This window comes from Streptomyces sp. NPDC001070, from assembly GCF_053598835.1.
Genome location: NZ_JBSFLB010000026.1, coordinates 16,194 through 34,244 on the forward strand (window position 1 = coordinate 16,194; position 18,051 = coordinate 34,244).

The window sequence follows — 18,051 nt, forward strand, 5'->3', positions numbered from 1 at the left end:
CCCGCTCAGTCGAGCAGCACGACGTCGATCTCCGAGCCCGCCGCGACCTCCGTCACGTCCTCGGGCACCACGATCAGCGCGTTCGCGTGGGCGAGCGCCTTGACCAGGTGCGATCCGGCGCCGCCCACAGGGGTGACCCGGCCGGTGGAGGGGTCGTAGCTGCCGCGCAGGAACTGCCGCCTGCCCTTGGGCGAGGAGGCCACGGCGCTCTCGCACACCGCCCGCAGGGAGGTCCGGAAGACCGGCTCCACGCCCATGAGAGTGCGGATCGCGGGCCGTACGAACAGCTCGAAGGAGACGTAGGCGCTGACCGGGTTGCCGGGCAGGGCGACCAGCGGGGTGCGCTCGGGCTCCGGCGGCGCCGTCTCCTCCCCCTCCACGCCCTCCGTCTCACTGCGGGCGCCGGCGTCGATGAAGCCGAAACCCTGCGGCTTGCCGGGCTGCATGGCCAGCTTGCGGAACTCGATCTCCTCGCCGAGCGCCTCCTTGACCACGTCGTACGCGCCGACGCTGACGCCGCCGGTGGTGACCACGATGTCCGCCCGGATCAGCTGGTCCTCGACGGTGGCCCGGAAGGTCTCGGCGTCGTCCGCGACCGCGCCCACCCGGTAGGACTGGGCCCCGGCGTCACGGGCGGCGGCCGTGAGCATGTAGCTGTTGGAGTCGTGGATCCGGCCCGGGCCCAGTTCCTCGCCGGGCGGCACCAGCTCACTGCCGGTGGAGACCACGACCACCCGGGGCCGGGGCCGTACCCGTACGGTGGCCCGGCCGATGGCCGCGAGCAGGGCGATCTGCGGCGGGCCCAGGACCGTGCCCGCGCTCAGCGCCAGCTCGCCCGCGGCGACGTCGCTGCCCCGGGCTCGGACGTGGGCGCCCGGCTCGACGGACCGGTAGACCCGCACCTCGCCGCCCGCGGCGTCGGGGGTCCGGCTCGCGGCGAGCATGCCGTCGACCGGAGCGCTGCCACCCGTGCCGCCGTCCGTCCACTCGACGGGGACGACGGCCTCGGCACCGGGCGGCAGCGGGGCGCCGGTCATGATCCGGGCGGCCTGGCCGGGACCCACGGTGGGCAGTTCACCACTGCCGGCCGCCACGTCACCGATGACGGTGAGCACGGCCGGATGCGATTCGCCGGCGCCCTGGGTGTCGGTGGTCCGGACCGCGTAGCCGTCCATCGAGCTGTTCTCGAAGGGCGGCAGCGCCACCGGCACCATGACGTCCTCGACGAGGACGCATCCCTGGGCGTCGAGAAGTTGCAGCTCGATCGGTTCCAGCGGCTTCAGCTGCCGCAGGATGTTGTCGAGGTGCTCCGAGACAGACCAGACGCGGTCGGCCGTGCCACTGCTCAATCTTGCATCTCCTCGCTGACATACGTGCGCAGCCAGGACCGGAAGTCCGGCCCCAGGTCTTCACGTTCGCATGCCAGTCGGACAATCGCACGCAGGTAGTCGCCACGGTCTCCGGTGTCATAGCGCCGGCCGGTGAAGATGACACCGTGCACGGGCCCGTCCGGACCGCCCTCCTGGGCCAGTTCGCGCAGCGCGTCGGTCAGCTGGATCTCGCCGCCGCGGCCGGGCTGGGTCTTGTTGAGCACCCCGAAGACCGACGGGTCCAGGACGTAGCGCCCGATGACGGCGTACGCGGACGGGGCCTCGCCCGGCGCGGGCTTCTCGACGAGGTCGGTCACACGGACCACCCCCTCGTCGTCGGTGGGGACTATGGCGGCGCAGCCGTAGAGGTGGATCTGGCTCGGGTCGACCTCCATCAGCGCGACGACGCTGCCGCCGTGCCGCTCCTGCACATCGATCATGCGGCTCAGCAGCGGGTCACGGGGGTCGATCAGGTCGTCGCCGAGCAGTACCGCGAAGGGCTGGTCGCCGACGTGCGGCTCGGCGCAGAGCACGGCGTGGCCGAGGCCGCGCGGGTCGCCCTGGCGGACGTAGTGCATGGTGGCGAGGTCGCTGGACTCCTGGACCCTCGCCAGGCGGGCCTCGTCGCCCTTGGCGGTCAGCGCGGACTCGAGCTCGTAGTTGCGGTCGAAGTGGTCCTCCAGCGGCCGCTTGTTCCGGCCTGTGATCATGAGGACGTCGGAGAGGTTCGCCGCGACGGCTTCTTCGACCACGTACTGGATGGCGGGCTTGTCGACCACCGGCAGCATTTCCTTGGGCGTCGCCTTCGTGGCGGGCAGGAAGCGGGTGCCGAGGCCGGCTGCGGGGATGACAGCCTTGCTGATCCGAGTACGCGCGTGAGTCATGCGCCAACGATAACCGTTGCGTATGAGGTGAAGATGAAGTTCCGGTTGATTGATGGCGATAGGTGGTGATTGCGCATCAAATGCGTAACGAAAACGCTAGCAAGGCCGCGTTGCGGGAACGTCTCCTCCAGGTGAGGCGCGGGTTGACACAGGATGACCGAGCGGCGGCCGAGCGCGCCATCGCGGAACACGCCCTCGATCTTCCGGAGTTGTCCGGCGCCCGGACAGTGGCGGCCTATGTGTCGATGGGCGGCGAGCCCGGGACCCGTGCCCTGCTGGACGTGCTGCGCGCACGCGGGGAGCGGGTGCTGCTGCCGGTCCTGCTCCCGGACAACGATCTGGACTGGGCCCCCTACGAGGGCGCCGACGGCCTGGTGCGGACGGCCCGCGGCCTGTACGAGCCGACCGGCCCCCGGCTCGGCCCGGCGGCGGTGACCGGGGCGGACGCGGTCCTGCTCCCCGGGCTCGCGGTCGACGGCCGGGGGCTGCGGCTGGGCCGCGGCGGGGGCTCGTACGACCGTGTCCTGGCCCGGCTGGACGCGGCCGGGGCGACGCCCGCGCTGGTGGTGCTGCTCCACGCGCACGAGGTGCTGGACCGGGTGCCCGCCGAGCCGCACGACCGGCCGGTGGACGCGGTGATCACCCCGGAGGGCGTACGGCGCTTCGGGAACGGCTGAACGGCTGGACGGCCAGAGGACGACTGCGGGACGGCGATGGGGGCGGGAACGGCTGAGGGGGCGGCCCCGAAGCGGGTCCGCCCCTCCCCGTCGCCGGTGGCGGCTACGGCGTCAGCGCGAGGGTGTCCTCCGTCGCCGCGTCGACCGGCCGCTGGGTGAAGACCCAGGGCAGCAGCTCGCCCTTGGCCCACTTGGCGGTCTGGTCGCTGTAGTGGGCGCTGTAGGCGTGGCCGGAGGCACCCGTCAGGTTGATCCAGCGGGACTTGTCGAAGTCGTCCAGGGAGACCACCATCCGCATCGACGGCACCCAGACGACGTCGTAGCCGCCGGCCGCGTTCCAGCCGGTGGCGTTGACCGCCGCCTCGCCGCCGCCGAGGAGCCACGGGCCGCGGTTGAGCATCCACCGGACGACGGCCGGGCCGCCGGTGCCCAGGGTCTGGTTGCGCAGCTCCAGCTTGTGGAGACGGCCCCAGCTCCAGGTGTCGATGTCCTTGCCGAGCTTGGCGGTCAGCTCGTAGCGGGCGTCCTTCATGGCCTGGGCGAACAGCTCGTCGCGGGTGGTGTGCGGCCTGCCGCTGTCCTTGTCGTAGAACGCCGTGGGGGACGTGGTCCACCACTGGTTGTTCTCGTCGTCCAGGATCGAGAGCACGACCTCGTACCAGCGGTCGCCGCCGTCCGGCTGCGCCTGGTCCGCGGCCCGCTGGCCGCACTCGCGCACCAGCTTGGACTTGCCGTTGAGGTCGTCGACCGGCCCGGACTGGTCGGTGGCCGGGACGGTCAGGCACTGCCCCTCGGGGCGCAGCTCCTTGGGCAGCTTGTTGCCGAAGGCCAGCTTGAGGATGTTGCGCCAGACGGCGTTGAAGTAGGCCGCCGCGGCGGAGTCGGAGTCCTGGTTGAAGTCCCAGCCCTCCAGCAGCTTCTGGGCGTTGCGGACGTAGTCGTCCTTGTCGTTCTTGATGTCGATCTTCAGCAGGATCGGCACAAGCTTCTGGGCGACCACGCTGAAGCCGTCGCCCTGCATCTCCCCCATGTCCTCCATGGAGATCAGACCGTTGTCCTTGATCTTCAACTCGATCAGGTCGTTGATCCGCTGGCTGCGCATGCCGTAGCCCCAGTCCTTGGTGAGCAGGTACTGGTACTTGTCCTGGTCGATCACGGCCTGGTTGGCGGTGACGATGTAGCCGCGCTTCGGATCGTAGTCGTACGGCATGGCGGAGAAGGGGATCGGCTTCTTCCCCCACTGGTACCGCGGGTTCCAGCCGGGGGCCGGGTAGGTGCCGTCGTAGCCCGCGGCACGGACCGGGATCCAGCCGGGGGCCTGGTAGCCGATGTGGCCGTGGGCGCCCTTGTTGTCGGCGTAGATCAGGTTCTGGGACGGGACGGCGAAGTCGCGGGCGGCGGCCCGGAACTGCTCCCAGTCGGTCGCCGTGTCGAGCTCGAAGACCGCGTCCATGGTGTTGGACGGGTAGAGCGCGGTCCACTTGAGGGAGACCGCGTAGCCGTCGCCTCGGTCGGGGGCGGAGTTCGGCACCGGGGCCCGGTCGCCCACCGTGCGCAGCTCGGCGCTCCGGTCGGAGATGACCGGGCCGTTGCGGGTGCTCCGCACGGTGATCGTCCGGTCGTCGCCGCCGGCGACCTTGATGGTCTCCTTGCGGGTGGTGAAGCGGTGCTGCTTGCCGTCGTAGAGGTAGCTGTCGGCGGTGACCTTCTCCAGGTAGAGGTCGGTCACGTCGGCGCCGAGGTTGGTCATGCCCCAGGCGATCGACTGGTTGTGTCCGATGATCACACCGGGCATGCCGGAGAAGGTGTAGCCGGCCACGTCGAAGGGGCAGGCCTTGCCGACGCTGTTGCAGTGCAGGCCCATCTGGTACCAGAGCGAGGGCATCTGGGGGGCCAGGTGCGGGTCGTTGGCCAGCAGCGGCTTGCCGGTGGTGGTGTGCTCGCCGGAGACGACCCAGGAGTTGGAACCGATGCCGTTGCCGTTGGGGCCGAGCAGCGCCGGGATCTGGTCGAGGGTGTCGGAGAGCGAGGCCAGCTGGGACTCGACGTTCTGCGTCGCGTCGGCGGTGGAGGTGCCGTCGGCACCCGTGCCGGTGCCGGTGCCGGTGTTCGTGCCCGCGCCGGTGCCCGTGGTGGTTCCGGCCGGCTGGTATGTGTTCGTGGCGGTATCGACCGCTCCGCCCTCGACGATCGGATTGATCCGGTCCGGGTACTTGGGGTAGAGCTGGGCGATCTGCCGGGGGCTCAGCCGGCTCGACAGCAGTGAGCGGTCGATCTCGTCCTGCATGTTGCCGCGCAGGTCCCAGGCCATGGCCTTCAGCCAGGCGACCGAGTCGACCGGGGTCCACTTCTGCGGCACGTAGTCGTTGCTGAACTTCAGCGCGGCGTACTCGACGGACAGGTCGGCGCCGGAGTGGCCGTCCAAGTAGGCGTTGACGCCGTCGGAGTAGGCCTGGAGGTACTTCTTGGTGGAGGCCGACAGCTTGGTGTCGTACTCCTGCTGCGCGATGCGGCGCCAGCCGAGCGTGCGCAGGAAGGCGTCGGTCTCGACCTGGCCGCTGCCGAACATCTCCGACAGGCGGCCGGCGGTCAGGTGCCGGCGCACGTCCATCTCGTAGAAGCGGTCCTGGGCCTGGACGTAGCCCTGGGCACGGAACAGGTCCTCGGCGGTGTCGGCGTAGATCTGCGGGATGCCGTTTCCGTCCCGCTTCACCTGGACGGTGCCGGACAGGCCCTTGAGCTGCAGGGTTCCGGTGGTCTGCGGGAGGGAGGCGCGGACGGTCGCGACACTCCAGTACGACCCGTAGACAATGCCCGCCACGAGCACGAGCACGACCCCGATCACGATGAGGCGCGTGCGGCGGGACTTCTTCTTGGCGGGCATCGATGTCCTTCGAGGGCAGGGTGGACCGATTGCTAGGGGCCACCTTAGGCGTACCGCCCCGTAGCTCCCCAGGCGGTGTCCTGACCTGTGGACGGAGATCGCCACAAGCTCAAGCACAGGTAAAATGTTAGGTAAGGCAATGAACTTCGTTGGAAGGACCGGCTCCTGACTGTCGACCGCCTCAATGAACTCCTGCTGGTGTGCGCCCTCGTGCTGCTCATAGCGGTGGTTGCCGTGCGCCTCTCCTCGCGCAGCGGCCTGCCGAGCCTGCTCCTGTATCTGGGCATCGGGGTCGCCATAGGACAGGACGGACTGGGAGTCGCCTTCAACAACGCCGAATTGACCCAAGTGCTGGGATATGCCGCTCTTGTGGTGATTCTGGCGGAGGGCGGCCTCGGCACCCAGTGGCGGGAGATCAAACCGGCGGCCCCGGCGGCGGCGGTCCTGGCGACCTTCGGCGTCGCGGTCAGCGTCGGCATCACGGCGGCCGCCGGGCACTATCTGGTCGGCCTGGACTGGCGGCAGGCGCTGCTCATCGGCGCGGTCGTCTCGTCCACGGACGCGGCGGCCGTCTTCTCGGTGTTGCGCAAGGTGCCGCTGCCGAGCCGGGTGACCGGGGTGCTCGAAGCGGAGTCCGGCTTCAACGACGCGCCGGTGGTCATTCTGGTCGTCGCCTTCTCCCAGCACTGGCCCGTGCACAACTGGGCCCGGCTGCTGGGCGAGATCACCCTGGAGCTGGCCATCGGCGCCGCGATCGGGCTGGCCATCGGCATGCTCGGTGCGTTCGCGATGCGCCATGTCGCGCTGCCCGCCTCGGGCCTCTACCCGATCGCGGTCCTGGCGATCGCCGTCCTGGCCTACGCGGGCGGGGCGCTGGCCCACGGCTCGGGCTTCCTCGCCGTGTACGTCGCCTCCGTCGTACTGGGCAACGCCAAGCTCCCGCACCGCCCGGCCACCCGGGGCTTCGCCGAGGGGCTGGCCTGGCTCGCGCAGATCGGGCTGTTCGTGCTGCTGGGTCTGCTGGTGACCCCGCACGAACTCGGCGACGACATCGTGCCGGCCCTCGTGGTGGGCCTGGTCCTCACGATGGTGGCGCGGCCGGTGTCGGTGACGGCGAGCCTGCTGCCGTTCCGTACGCCCTACCGCGACCAGGTGCTGCTGTCCTGGGCGGGGCTGCGCGGGGCGGTGCCCATCGTGCTCGCGACCATCCCGATGGTGGCCGGCGTCCGGCAGAGCGAGCGCATCTTCAACATCGTCTTCGTCCTGGTGATCGTGTACACCCTCGTGCAGGGTCCGACGCTGCCGTGGGTCGCCCGGAGGCTGCAGCTCGGGGACCCGGGTGCCGCGGAGGACCTGGGGATCGAGTCGGCGCCACTGGAGCGGCTGCGCGGGCATCTGCTGTCGGTGCGCATCCCGCCACGCTCCCGCATGCACGGCGTGGAGGTCAGCGAACTGCGGCTGCCGCCGGGCGCCGCGGTCACGCTCGTCGTCCGCGAGGGCAAGAGCTTCGTACCGCTGCCGACGACGGTGCTGCGGCACGGTGACGAACTTCTCGTCGTCGCCACCGACCCGGTGCGGGACAAGGCGGAGGCGCGGCTGCGGGCGGTGGGACGCGGCGGCAAGCTCGCCGGATGGCTGGAATCGGGCGGCGGAACCAGCCGTTAACATGGGCGCGACAGTCACCACCAACTCTGTCTGATGCAGAGCTGGCGCGACCGCCCGGCGGCCGGAGACACCCGGTATCTACCTCGGTCATGCGCGAGAGGACAGCTCTCGGCGCACAGGAACGCGACCAGGCGTCCAGGGTGCGCTACCAGGCGGCAGAAAGGCCCGGCCGTGGCGTCCACGGTCACTCGCACGTCCCGTTCATCTCGTTCGTCTCGCACATCCCGTTCTTCGCGTCCGTCCCGCGCTTCGCGTTCGTCGCGCTCTTCGGCGCGTCCGGGGTACGGGCAGTTGCTGCGCACGCCGGGTGCGTGGACCTTCCTGCTCCCCGGGTTCGCCGCGCGCCAGCCCTTCGCGATGCTGACGATCGGGATCGTGCTGCTGGTGCAGCACACGACCGGCTCCTACGGCACCGCGGGGGCCGTGTCCGCCGTCACCGGCGTCTCGATGGCGCTGTTCGCCCCGCAGAGCGGCAAGCTCTCCGACCGCTTCGGCCAGGGCGTCGTCCTGCTGCCCGGGGTGATCGTCCACGCGGCGTCGGGGACGCTGCTCGCCGTCCTCGCGCTGGCGCACGCGCCGCTGTGGGCACTGCTGGCCCTGGCCGTGCCCACCGGCGCCTCGGTGCCGCAGGTCGGGCCCATGGTGCGGGCCCGCTGGGCGGCCGCGCTGCCGGCCGGGTCGCCGCTGCTCCAGACCGCGGCGGCCTTCGAGTCGGTCACCGACGAGTTCACCTTCGTCATCGGACCGGTGCTGGCCACGGCGCTCGCCACCGGCGTGCACCCGGCGGCCGGACTGCTGGCCGAGTCCGTGCTGACCCTGGCCGGCGGACTGCTCTTCGCCGCGCAGCGGCGCACGGCGCCGGCTCCGTCCCGGACCGTCCCCGGGGCGCGGGAGCGGCGGGTCTCCGCGCTGACCGTGCCCGGCGTGCGGGTGCTGGCCGTGGCCTTCCTGGGGATCGGCGCCGTCTTCGGCGGCATGCAGGTCTCCATGACGGCCTTCACGGAGGAGATCGGGCGGCCCGGCATCAACGGCCTGCTCTACGGCACCTTCGCGGCGGGCAACATGCTCGCGGGCATCGCGTGCGGCGCGATCGCCTGGAAGTCCGGGCCCAAGCGGCGCATGGTCGTCGGCTACACGGCGCTGACCCTGGCGACCTCCATGCTGTGGGCGGCGCACGCCGTGCCGCTGCTGGGCGGGCTCGGACTGCTGGTCGGGCTGACCATCGCGCCGGCCCTGATCACCGGCTACACCCTGGTCGAGTCGCTGGTACCGGCGGCGATCCGCACGGAGGCGTTCACCTGGCTGACCGGCGCGGTGGCGCTGGGGCAGGCGGCGGCCGCCACGGCCGCCGGACGGCTGGCCGACGGGCTCGGGGCGAGCACCGGATTCACGGTGCCGCTGGTGGGCACCGCGCTGGCCCTGATCACGCTGGTGGCGCTGCGCGGACGGCTCACGCCGAGGCCGGTGGGAGTCGTCGCGGCACGCGGCGGCGGGGGCGGCGCCGGCAGTGGCGTCGGTCACCGCGAGCCGGTCACGGTGGACTGACGCCGCGGAATGCTGCACTATTGACCGTCGTTAGCACTCAATGAGCCAGAGTGCCAGGAGGAGCAAGTGCCGACCTACCAGTACCAGTGCACCGCGTGCGGCGAGGGCCTCGAGGCGGTGCAGAAGTTCACGGACGACCCGCTGACCGAGTGCCCGGCCTGCGACGGCCGGCTGCGCAAGGTCTTCTCCGCGGTCGGCGTCGTCTTCAAGGGTTCCGGCTTCTACCGGACCGACAGCCGCGGCTCGTCGTCCAGCAGCACACCGGCCGCCAAGAGCAGCAGCTCGGAGTCGAAGTCCTCGTCGGGTTCCACGAGCAGTTCCTCTGCCGGCTCCTCCAGCGGTTCCACCGGCTCGGCGAGCACCTCGGCCGCCTGAGCGGAGCCAAGGGCACCCATGCCTGGTGAAGGCCCCCGTCGCATGCGACGGGGGCCTTCGGCGCACCCGCGAGACCGGTTTCGTGGTGCAGCGCCGACGTCTCCGGCCGCAGACTGGAGACATGCTGAGTGGTTGGGTCGTCGACCGGCCCGGGCCCATGATCACGGAGCCACTCGTACGCGTCGGGCGTCCCAAGCCGGAGCCCGGCCCGCACGAACTGCTGCTCCGCGTGGAGGCGTGCGGCGTGTGCCGTACCGATCTCCATCTGGCCGAGGGCGACCTGCCGCCGCACCGGCGGGAGACCGTTCCCGGCCATGAGGTGGTCGGGCGGGTCATCGGCACCGGTGAGCTGGTCAGCCGCTTCTCCGAGGGCGACCGGGTGGGCGTCGCCTGGCTCCGCGGCACCTGCGGGAGGTGCGCGTACTGCCTGACCGGCCGCGAGAACCTGTGTCCGCACTCGATCTACACCGGCTGGGACGCCGACGGCGGCTTCGCCGACTTCACCTCCGTCCCGGAGGAGTACGCCTACGCCCTGCCCGAGGACGCCGACGGCCGTGACGCCGTGCACCTGGCGCCCCTGCTGTGCGCGGGCATCATCGGCTACCGCGCCCTGCGCCGCAGCGACCTGCCGGCCGGCGGGCGGCTGGGCATCTACGGCTTCGGGGCTTCCGCCCACATCGCCGCCCAGGTCGCGCTGGCCGAGGGGGCGACCGTACATGTGCTGACCAGGTCGGAGCGGGCACGGGAACTCGCGCTGGAGCTCGGCGCCGCCTCCGCGGGAGCGGCGGCGGACCGGCCGCCGGAGCCGCTGGACGCCGCCATCCTCTTCGCACCGGTCGGCGATCTGGTGCCGCCGGCCCTGGAGGCCCTGGACCGGGGCGGGACGCTGGCGATCGCCGGCATCCACCTCAGCGACATCCCGGCCCTGAACTACCAGCGCCATATGTTCCAGGAACGGAATCTGCGCAGCGTCACCTCCAACACGCGGCAGGACGGACAGGAGTTCCTGGCCCTGGCCGCCAGGATCGGGATCCGGGTGACCGCCACCCGGTACCCCCTGGACCGCGCGGATCGGGCCCTGTCCGACCTGGCCGCCGACCGCGTCAACGGGGCCGCGGTGCTCGTACCGGGCTGACGGCGGGGGACGGGAACGGGACGGGACGGGACGGGGAACGGAGCGGAACGGGGCGGAACGGAGCCGAGCGGATCGGATCGGAGCGGAGCGACGAGGAGGCACCGCCATGGACACCACCCACGGGCCGGTCGTGGTCGGCACGGACGGCTCGCCCCGGGCCACCGCCGCAGTGATGTGGGCCGCCGGTGAGGCCGTACTGCGCGATCTTCCGCTGCACATCCTGCACGCGACCAGCCTTGAGACCCGTTCCGGCAGTCATCTGTCGCCCGAGACCGCACAGCTCGTCCTCGACGGAAGCCGCGCACTGCTGGACGAAGCGGCGGCGGCCGCCACCACCCGCTACCCGGACCTGACGGTCTCCACCACAGTCGGCAAGGGCAAACCCGTCGACACCCTGCTGGAGCAGGCCGGGGCCGATGGCCTGACCGTGGTCGGCTGCCGTGGCTGCGGTGGCTTCCACGCGCTGCTGCTGGGCTCGGTCGGGCTGCGGGTGGCGACGCATGCCCGCGGGCCCGTGGTCGTCGTGCGGGGCAGCGAGCAGCCGTCCACCGGTGTCGTCCTGGTCGGGGTCCGGGACGAGACCGATCTGGCGACCGTCCGCTTCGCCGCCGAAGAGGCCCGGCTGCGCAAGGCGACCCTGCGCGTACTGACCGCGTGGAGCCTGATCGGGGCGATGGGCGAGATGGTGCCGGGACTGGACGACGCCACCTCGGTCGGCGACCGGGAGGCCGCGGACGAACAGCACGTCGCCGACACGATCGGCGAGGAGTACCCGGACCTCACCGTGACCGTGGACCTGGTCAAGGCCTCCTCTGCGAGCGGTGCCCTGGTGGATGCCTCCGCCCACGCCGATCTGCTCGTCGTGGGTGCCCGGAGGCATCAGCGCGCGACCGGCCGGCTGGCCCACGTGAGTCATGCCGTGCTGCACCACGCCCACTGTCCGGTGGCGGTCTTCCACCAGGAGTGACCGGTTGGCCCTGCGCCGCTGCGGCATTCACGGAGCGGCCCGCTTCCCTCCGCCCCACCCCCTGTTCCCGCCCTCTATTCGGCGCGTATGAGACTGCCCGTGACATGGGTGGGGACGATGCGTATCCACAGGTCGTCCTCACCCCCGGACCACGGGCCGGGCTGGGACTCCTCGGCCAGCGCGTCCACGTCCTCGGGGTCAGTGATGTGCTCGGCAACCCCGATGACGAGCACACTCCAGCCCGCGCTGAGGCAGGCGTCGAGCTGGTCGACCTCGAAGGCGACCTCGCTGCCCTTGACGGGGGACGGAGGCGCGTCCGGAGCCGTGCGATAGACGATGGCCCCGCCGACGACCGCGTAGTTCACCGGCACCACCGTGGGGTGGCCGCCTCCGGTGGTGAGCGCGATCCTGCCGACGTCATGGCCGGACAGGCGAGTCCAGCAGTCCTCGGAGCGCAGCTCTTCCAGCACGGGCGGACCCAGCGCCTCCGTCTCGCCGGGGACGTGCTCGGCGTCGCCCCCGAGCAGATGACTGGCGGTGGTCCGCAACGCGCCCGCGAGCCGGAGCAGGGCGTTGGTCCCGATGGTGTGGTGACACTGCTCCTCCACGTACCGCACATAGCTGGGCGTCATCCCGGCCCTGGCGGCCACCTCCTCACGGCTGAGCCCCAGTTGCTCCCGCCGCTGCGCGACGCGACGGCTGACGTCCCCCGGATGGGCTCTCGACCTCTCGGACGGGCCGTCGCGCAATGTCTGCCTGGGCACGTCGACCACCTCCCGCTCTCGGGTTCGGACGCTTCGATTCGTTACCAGCAAGCACACCACCACGGACGCCGCGCCGCCAGACCCGCCCCGCCCGTCCCCTCGAACGGGTGACCGAGTTATCCACAACCGGCCAGTACTCCACAGGGCTCCGAGGGACTTCACCGCGATGCGCGATGGTGGTCCCTGCCAGGCCGGATGCGCCGGTGGGCGAGGTTTTCAAGACGGGGGTGCTCGGGATGGTGGACAGCGGTGGCGCGGTGCTGTGGACGGGCGGCGATGGCGGTCCGGGACTTCCGGCCGGGGCGGGAGCGCCCGCGCCGTGCGTGGTGCCGCTCTTCGCCCCGATCAGGGCGGGAGGCGGGCGGCACCGGCTGCGCCGGGCGCTGCGCAGACGGCGGCGGATGATGGCCGCGGGCCTGGCGATGACCGCGGCGGCCCTGGCCGCCGCCGCGCCCCGGACGGCCCCCCACTCCGACCGGACCGGGCGGGAGGGTTCCGCCCGCGCGCCCGCCACGGCGGCGCGGGACATGGTGCGGGCTCCGGTGCGGATCGCGGACGCGGCGGCGGCCGCGATGGTACGGCCCGGTGACCGGGTGGACATCCTGGCGGCGGCACGCGTCGTGGCCCGCGGGGCGCCCGTGGTGGCGGTGCCCTCCCCCACCGCTGGGGCCCCGGCCGCAACGGCGGGCACGGCAGGCATGGACGGGGGCGGAATGGGCGGCGGTGCGCTGATCGTGCTGTCGGTGCCGCGGCGCACTGCTGCCGCCCTGTCCGGGGCGGCGGCGACCTCACCCCTGGCGGTGGCGCTGCGCTAGCCCTCGGTCGTGAGAAAGGCAACCGGCCGGAAGGCCGATGGCGCCGAACCCTTACCCTCGGAGGCCGAACCGCTCACCCACCCCGTCAACGCCGGCCTCCCGCCGGCGGCGCCCGGCGGACACCACCAGGCCCCACGGGTCCCCCGGGCCGAACTGCACGGTCGTTCGAAAGGAAATCGTCCCTTGAAGGGCTTCAAAGCCTTCCTGCTGCGCGGCAACGTCGTGGAGCTCGCTGTCGCGGTCGTCGTCGGCGCCGCATTCAGCAAGATCGTCGACGCGTTCGTGAAGGGCCTCATCAACCCGGTGATCGGTGCCATCGGCACCAAGAACCTCGACGGCTACATCTTCTGCGTCAAGGACCCCTGCGTCGCCGCCAACGGCGTGCTCAAGCAGGGTGTGGGCCTCCTGTGGGGCTCGGTCGCCGGCGCGGCGCTGACCTTCCTGATCACGGCCGCGGTCGTGTACTTCCTGCTGATCCTGCCGATGAACAAGCTCAACGAGCGGCGCAAGCAGGGCAAGGAAGAGGCCGCTGCCGCGCCGACGGAGCTGGAGCTGCTGACCGAGATACGTGACCTGCTGGCCCGCCAGCAGGTCGGCTACGGCAGCGCCCCGAGCATCCCGTCGCCGTACGACCACGGAGGCGCCAACCGGACGCGTCCGTAAGGGCCCGTCCGCCTCAGATGTGGTGCGGGGGCTTCTCGTCGAGAAAGCGCGCGAGATCTCCCGCACCACCCTGGCCGGGGCGCTCGCCCCATCCGGTGTCGGTGTCGTCGGACGACTGCCGGTCCAGCGGGTCGTCGAAGACCAGCGCGGCCGCGGGGTCGCGGGGCGCACGCGGCGCGGGGGGCACGGCAGGCCCGGAGGCGGGGTCGGGGTCGGGGGTGCTGCTCATACGGTCCAGGGTACGGGGGCGGCCCATGGCGCCCGGCCACGGCGAAGGCCCGGCCGCACGTCCGTGAGCGACGCACGGCCGGGCCCGGTCGCCGGAGGCCGTTACGCGGCCACCGTCACCTTCGTCCCGGCACCGGCGGTGGCAGCGGGCTCGGCCACCGGAAGGTCCCGGGTCCGGCGCAGGCCCTTCAGGAACACCACCAGCCCGGTGGTGACCAGCGTTCCGGCGGCAATGGCCACCAGGTAGAGCCAGGGCGAACCGATCAAGGGGACGACGAAGACGCCGCCGTGCGGGGCGCGCAGCGTGTTGCCGAACGCCATGGTGAGGGCGCCGGTTACGGCGCCGCCGGCCATGGAGGCGGGAATGACGCGCAGCGGGTCGGCCGCGGCGAAGGGGATGGCTCCCTCGGAGATGAAGGAGGCACCCAGCACCCAGGCCGCCTTCCCGTTCTCGCGCTCGGTCTCGGTGAAGAGCCTGCCGCGCACAGTGGTGGCCAGCGCCATGGCGAGCGGCGGGACCATACCGGCCGCCATCACGGCCGCCATGATCTTCATCGCGGAGTCGCTGGGATTGGTCACCGCGATGCCGGCGGTGGCGAAGGTGTAGGCGACCTTGTTGACCGGGCCGCCGAGGTCGAAGCACATCATCAGGCCGAGGATGACGCCGAGCACGATGGCGTTGGTGCCGGTCAGGCCGTTCAGCCAGTCGGTCATGGCCTTCTGCGCGGAGGCTATGGGCTTGCCGATGACGACGAACATCAGGAATCCGACGACCGCGGAGGAGATCAGGGGTATCACCACGACCGGCATGATGCCGCGCAGCACGGGCGGGATGCGGACCCTCTGGATCGCCATCACCACCGCGCCCGCGATGAGACCGGCGGCCAGGCCGCCCAGGAAGCCCGCGTTGATGGTGAGCGCGATGGCCCCGCCGACGAAGCCGGGGACCAAACCGGGGCGGTCGGCCATGCCGTAGGCGATGTATCCGGCCAGTACGGGCACGAGGAAGCCGAAGGCCGCCACGCCGACCTGGAACATCAGGGCTGCCCAGCTGTCGGCCTGGGTCCACACGAAGTGCTCCATCACCGACGGGGCCTTGTTGATCCCCCAGCCGCCGACGGCGAAGCCGATCGCGATCAGCAGACCGCCCGCCGCCACGAACGGCACCATGTAACTGACGCCGGTCATCAGCCACTTGCGGAGCTTGATGCCGAAGTGGTCCTGCGCACCGGCGCCGGCGTCCATCGGGGCGCGGCGCCCGGGGGCGGCGGGGGCGGAGACCTCACCGCGCTCGGCCTTGCCGCGCACCTCGTCGATCAGTTCGGCGGCGCGGTTGATACCGGCCTTGACACCCACGTCGACGGTCGGCTTGCCCGCGAAGCGGTCCTTCTCCCGTACTTCGACGTCATGGGCGAGGATCACGGCGTCGGCGGCGGCGATGACCGCGGGGTCGAGCCGGGCGAAGCCGGCGGAGCCCTGGGGTTCGACGGTTATCTCATAGCCCTTGTCGGCAGCGGCCCGCTGCAGCGACTCGGCGGCCATGTAGGTGTGGGCGATGCCCGTCGGACAGGAGGTGACCGCGACGATCCGGAAGGGCCGTACCGCCTCGGGCTTCCCTGTCTTTCCGGGCCCCGCATGCTCACCGGCACCCTCGCCGACGTCTCCGGCCGCGCCCGCCTCGGCACCCTCGCCCCCGTCGCCGGCCTCGGCGCCCTCGCCGCGCCCGGTACCGCGTTCCGTGCCGGTGGCCGCCGCGCCCGCCGAGGAGGCCACTCCCGCGGGTTCGGGCGCGGCGGCTGCCCGGGGTTCCGCGTCACCGCGGATGAGGGCGGCCACGTGCCCCGGGTCGGTCCCGGAGCGCAGCGCACCGGTGAACTCGCCGTCCATCAGCCGGCGGGCCAGGGCGGAGAGGATCGTGAGGTGGTCCTCGTCGGCGCCGGCAGGGGCAGCGATGAGGAAGATCAGGTCGGCGGGCCCGTCGGCCGCGCCGAAGTCGATCCCGGCGGAGCTGCGCCCGAAGGCCAGCGACGGCTCGGTGACATGCTCGCTGCGGCAGTGCGGGATGCCGATACCGCCGTCGAGGCCGGTGGGCATCTGCGCCTCGCGGGCGGCCACGTCGGCGAGGAAGCCATCGAGGTCGGTCACCCGGCCGGCCGCGACCATGCGCTCGGCCAGTGATCGCGCGGCCGCTTCCTTCGTCTCGGCGGTCAGGTCGAGGTCGACCAGATCCGCGGTGATCATGTCACTCATCTCGCGGCTCCATTGCTCACGTCCACCAGGCGGCGGTCCAGCGGGACATCGGCGGTGGTGACGACCGCCGAGGGCTTGAGGTCTGCGGGGGTCGGCATGACGCTGCCGGGCAGTTGCACCGCGGCCGCGCCGTGGGCGACGGCGGAGGCCAGGGCGGCGGGGCCGGTGCCGCCCGCGATCAGGAATCCCGCGAGCGAGGCGTCGCCGGCGCCGACGTTGCTGCGCACATGGCCGACCTCGGCACGCCCGAACCACGTGCCCGACGCCTCGACCAGCAGCTGGCCGTCCGCTCCGAGGCTGGCGAGCACGGCCCGTGCTCCCAGCGTACGGAGTTCCTCCGCCGCCTTGACGGCGTCACCGACGGTGGACAGCGGGCGGCCTACGGCCTCGGCCAGTTCCTCGGCGTTGGGCTTGACCACGTCGGGCCGCTCGCGCAGCGCGGCCCGCAGGGACGGCCCCGAGGTGTCCAGGGCGATCCGGGCACCGGCGAGGTGCGCGTGCGCGACCAGTTCGCCGTACCACTCCGGGGCGAGGCCGCGCGGCAGGCTGCCGCAGCAGGCGACCCAGTCGGCGTGGAGGGAGCCGGCGCGCACGGCGTTGAACAGGGCCTCGGCCTCGGCCTCGGAGAGCTCGGGTCCCGCCGCGTTGATCTTGGTGAGGGTGCCGTCGGGCTCGGCGACCGAGATGTTGATCCGCGTACGGCCCGCGATGTCGACGCCCGCCGCTTCGATGCCCTGCGCGGTCAGGAGCCGGCCGAGCAGTTCGCCCTCCGGGCCGCCGAGCGGCAGAACGGCGACGGTGTGGTGCCCGGCGGCGGCCACCGCGCGGGAGACGTTGACGCCCTTGCCGCCCGGGTCGACGCGGTCGGCGAGCGCGCGCAGCACCTCGCCGCGCTCCAGCGACGGCACCTCGTAGGTGCGGTCCAGGCTCGGGTTGGGGGTGACCGTGACGATCATGCGCGCACCACCTCGGCGCCGTGCCGCTCGATCGCCCGGGCGTCCTCGGGGCTCAGCCCCTCGTCGGTGATGAGCAGGTCGACGTCCGCCAGGCCGCCGAAGCGGGCGAAGTGCGACTGCCCGAGCTTGGAGGAGTCGGCGAGCAGGACGACCCGCCGCGCGGCGCGGATGATCGCCCGCTTGACGGCCGCCTCGGCCAGATCGGGGGTGGTCAGCCCTCCCTCGCCGTCCGCGGTGAAGCCGTTGGCGGCGACGAAGGCGACGTCGGCGTTGATCTCCCCGTACGCGCGCAGCGCCCATTCGTCGACGGCCGCCCGGGTGCGGTGGCGCAGCCGGCCGCCGACGAGGTGCAGGGTCAGGTCGGGGAGTTCGGCGAGGCGGGCGGCTATCGGGAGGGCGTGGGTGACGACGGTGAGCCGGCAGTCCAGCGGCAGGGCCGCCGCGAAGCGGGAGGTGGTCGTGCCGGCGTCGATGACGATGCTGCCGTCGGCCGGGAGTTCACCGAGCGCCGCGTGGGCGATGCGGTCCTTCTGGCCGGTCGCGGTCGACTCGCGCTCGCTGAGGTCCGGCTCGAAGTCCAGCCGTCCGGCGGGGATCGCCCCGCCGTGCACCCGGCGGATCAGCCCGGACCGGTCCAGCGCCTTGAGATCGCGCCGGACGGTCTCCGGCGTGACGTCGAACTCCTCGGCGAGGGCCAGGACTTCGACGCGTCCGCGCTCGCGGGCCCGACGCAGGATCTCCTGCTGCCTCTCCGGTGCGTACATTTCCGACCGCGTCCGTTCCATGTCCGAACCTGTGGTTTCACCGTCAGACTACGCTCACAAGCCCGGAGATGTAAACAGATACGGGCATCCTTCGGACTCAGTCGGACAC

General features: G+C 72.1%; 16 protein-coding genes. 8 read left to right on the plus strand and 8 right to left on the minus strand.

Features of this window, described 5'->3' with window-relative positions; all coding sequences use genetic code 11:
- Positions 1-5: 5 nt before the first annotated feature.
- Together glp and galU are read right to left on the minus strand one after the other, a co-directional pair.
- Positions 6-1,349 (minus strand): molybdotransferase-like divisome protein Glp, encoded by a 1,344-nt coding sequence (gene glp, locus ACWDAS_RS28425; RefSeq protein ID WP_450396473.1) that lies wholly within the window; start codon positions 1,347-1,349, stop codon positions 6-8.
- A complete protein-coding gene (gene galU, locus ACWDAS_RS28430) occupies positions 1,346-2,254 on the minus strand; it encodes a UTP--glucose-1-phosphate uridylyltransferase GalU (protein WP_450396476.1) in 909 nt (302 codons plus the stop codon). Before galU ends, glp begins: the two co-directional genes overlap by 4 nt.
- A gap of 80 nt (positions 2,255-2,334) precedes the next feature.
- On the opposite strand from galU, the gene ACWDAS_RS28435 reads away from it, so the two are divergent.
- Positions 2,335-2,931 (plus strand): 5-formyltetrahydrofolate cyclo-ligase, encoded by a 597-nt coding sequence (locus ACWDAS_RS28435; protein ID WP_450396477.1) that lies wholly within the window; start codon positions 2,335-2,337, stop codon positions 2,929-2,931.
- 103 nt (positions 2,932-3,034) lie between these two features.
- Here the strand turns inward: ACWDAS_RS28435 and ACWDAS_RS28440 are convergent, their stop codons facing one another.
- Entirely contained in the window at positions 3,035-5,815 is a 2,781-nt protein-coding gene (locus ACWDAS_RS28440; protein ID WP_450396480.1) for a penicillin acylase family protein, read from the minus strand.
- A gap of 165 nt (positions 5,816-5,980) precedes the next feature.
- On the opposite strand from ACWDAS_RS28440, the gene ACWDAS_RS28445 reads away from it, so the two are divergent.
- From ACWDAS_RS28445 to ACWDAS_RS28465, 5 genes are all read left to right on the plus strand, one after another.
- Positions 5,981-7,480 (plus strand): potassium/proton antiporter, encoded by a 1,500-nt coding sequence (locus tag ACWDAS_RS28445; protein ID WP_450396849.1) that lies wholly within the window; start codon positions 5,981-5,983, stop codon positions 7,478-7,480.
- 291 nt (positions 7,481-7,771) lie between these two features.
- Positions 7,772-9,025, plus strand: coding sequence for an MFS transporter (locus ACWDAS_RS28450; protein WP_450396483.1), 1,254 nt, complete (start codon positions 7,772-7,774; stop codon positions 9,023-9,025).
- Between the two features lie 66 nt (positions 9,026-9,091).
- Complete coding sequence (locus tag ACWDAS_RS28455; protein ID WP_450396486.1) at positions 9,092-9,400, plus strand: FmdB family zinc ribbon protein; 309 nt, start codon at positions 9,092-9,094, stop codon at positions 9,398-9,400.
- Between the two features lie 124 nt (positions 9,401-9,524).
- Positions 9,525-10,535, plus strand: coding sequence for a zinc-dependent alcohol dehydrogenase family protein (locus ACWDAS_RS28460; RefSeq protein ID WP_450396852.1), 1,011 nt, complete (start codon positions 9,525-9,527; stop codon positions 10,533-10,535).
- A gap of 106 nt (positions 10,536-10,641) precedes the next feature.
- On the plus strand, positions 10,642-11,502 hold the full coding sequence (locus ACWDAS_RS28465; protein WP_450396489.1) for a universal stress protein: 861 nt from the start codon (positions 10,642-10,644) through the stop codon (positions 11,500-11,502).
- Positions 11,503-11,576: 74 nt separating this feature from the next.
- On the opposite strand, the gene ACWDAS_RS28470 is transcribed toward ACWDAS_RS28465, so the two are convergent.
- A complete protein-coding gene (locus tag ACWDAS_RS28470) occupies positions 11,577-12,266 on the minus strand; it encodes a helix-turn-helix domain-containing protein (protein WP_450396491.1) in 690 nt (229 codons plus the stop codon).
- Positions 12,267-12,469: 203 nt separating this feature from the next.
- Between ACWDAS_RS28470 and ACWDAS_RS28475 the strand changes: the two genes are divergently transcribed.
- On the plus strand, positions 12,470-13,081 hold the full coding sequence (locus tag ACWDAS_RS28475) for a hypothetical protein (protein WP_450396494.1): 612 nt from the start codon (positions 12,470-12,472) through the stop codon (positions 13,079-13,081).
- Positions 13,082-13,264: 183 nt separating this feature from the next.
- Entirely contained in the window at positions 13,265-13,744 is a 480-nt protein-coding gene (gene mscL / locus ACWDAS_RS28480) for a large conductance mechanosensitive channel protein MscL (RefSeq protein WP_450396497.1), read from the plus strand.
- 13 nt (positions 13,745-13,757) lie between these two features.
- Here mscL and ACWDAS_RS28485 read toward each other — a convergent pair whose 3' ends face one another.
- From ACWDAS_RS28485 to ACWDAS_RS28500, 4 genes are all read right to left on the minus strand, one after another.
- On the minus strand, positions 13,758-13,973 hold the full coding sequence (locus tag ACWDAS_RS28485) for a hypothetical protein (protein ID WP_450396500.1): 216 nt from the start codon (positions 13,971-13,973) through the stop codon (positions 13,758-13,760).
- A gap of 101 nt (positions 13,974-14,074) precedes the next feature.
- Positions 14,075-16,222, minus strand: coding sequence for a PTS fructose transporter subunit IIABC (locus tag ACWDAS_RS28490; RefSeq protein WP_450396503.1), 2,148 nt, complete (start codon positions 16,220-16,222; stop codon positions 14,075-14,077).
- On the minus strand, positions 16,219-17,178 hold the full coding sequence (gene pfkB / locus ACWDAS_RS28495; RefSeq protein WP_450396506.1) for a 1-phosphofructokinase: 960 nt from the start codon (positions 17,176-17,178) through the stop codon (positions 16,219-16,221). Before pfkB ends, ACWDAS_RS28490 begins: the two co-directional genes overlap by 4 nt.
- Positions 17,175-17,942, minus strand: coding sequence for a DeoR/GlpR family DNA-binding transcription regulator (locus ACWDAS_RS28500; protein WP_450396509.1), 768 nt, complete (start codon positions 17,940-17,942; stop codon positions 17,175-17,177). Before ACWDAS_RS28500 ends, pfkB begins: the two co-directional genes overlap by 4 nt.
- Between the last annotated feature and the right edge of the window lie 109 nt (positions 17,943-18,051).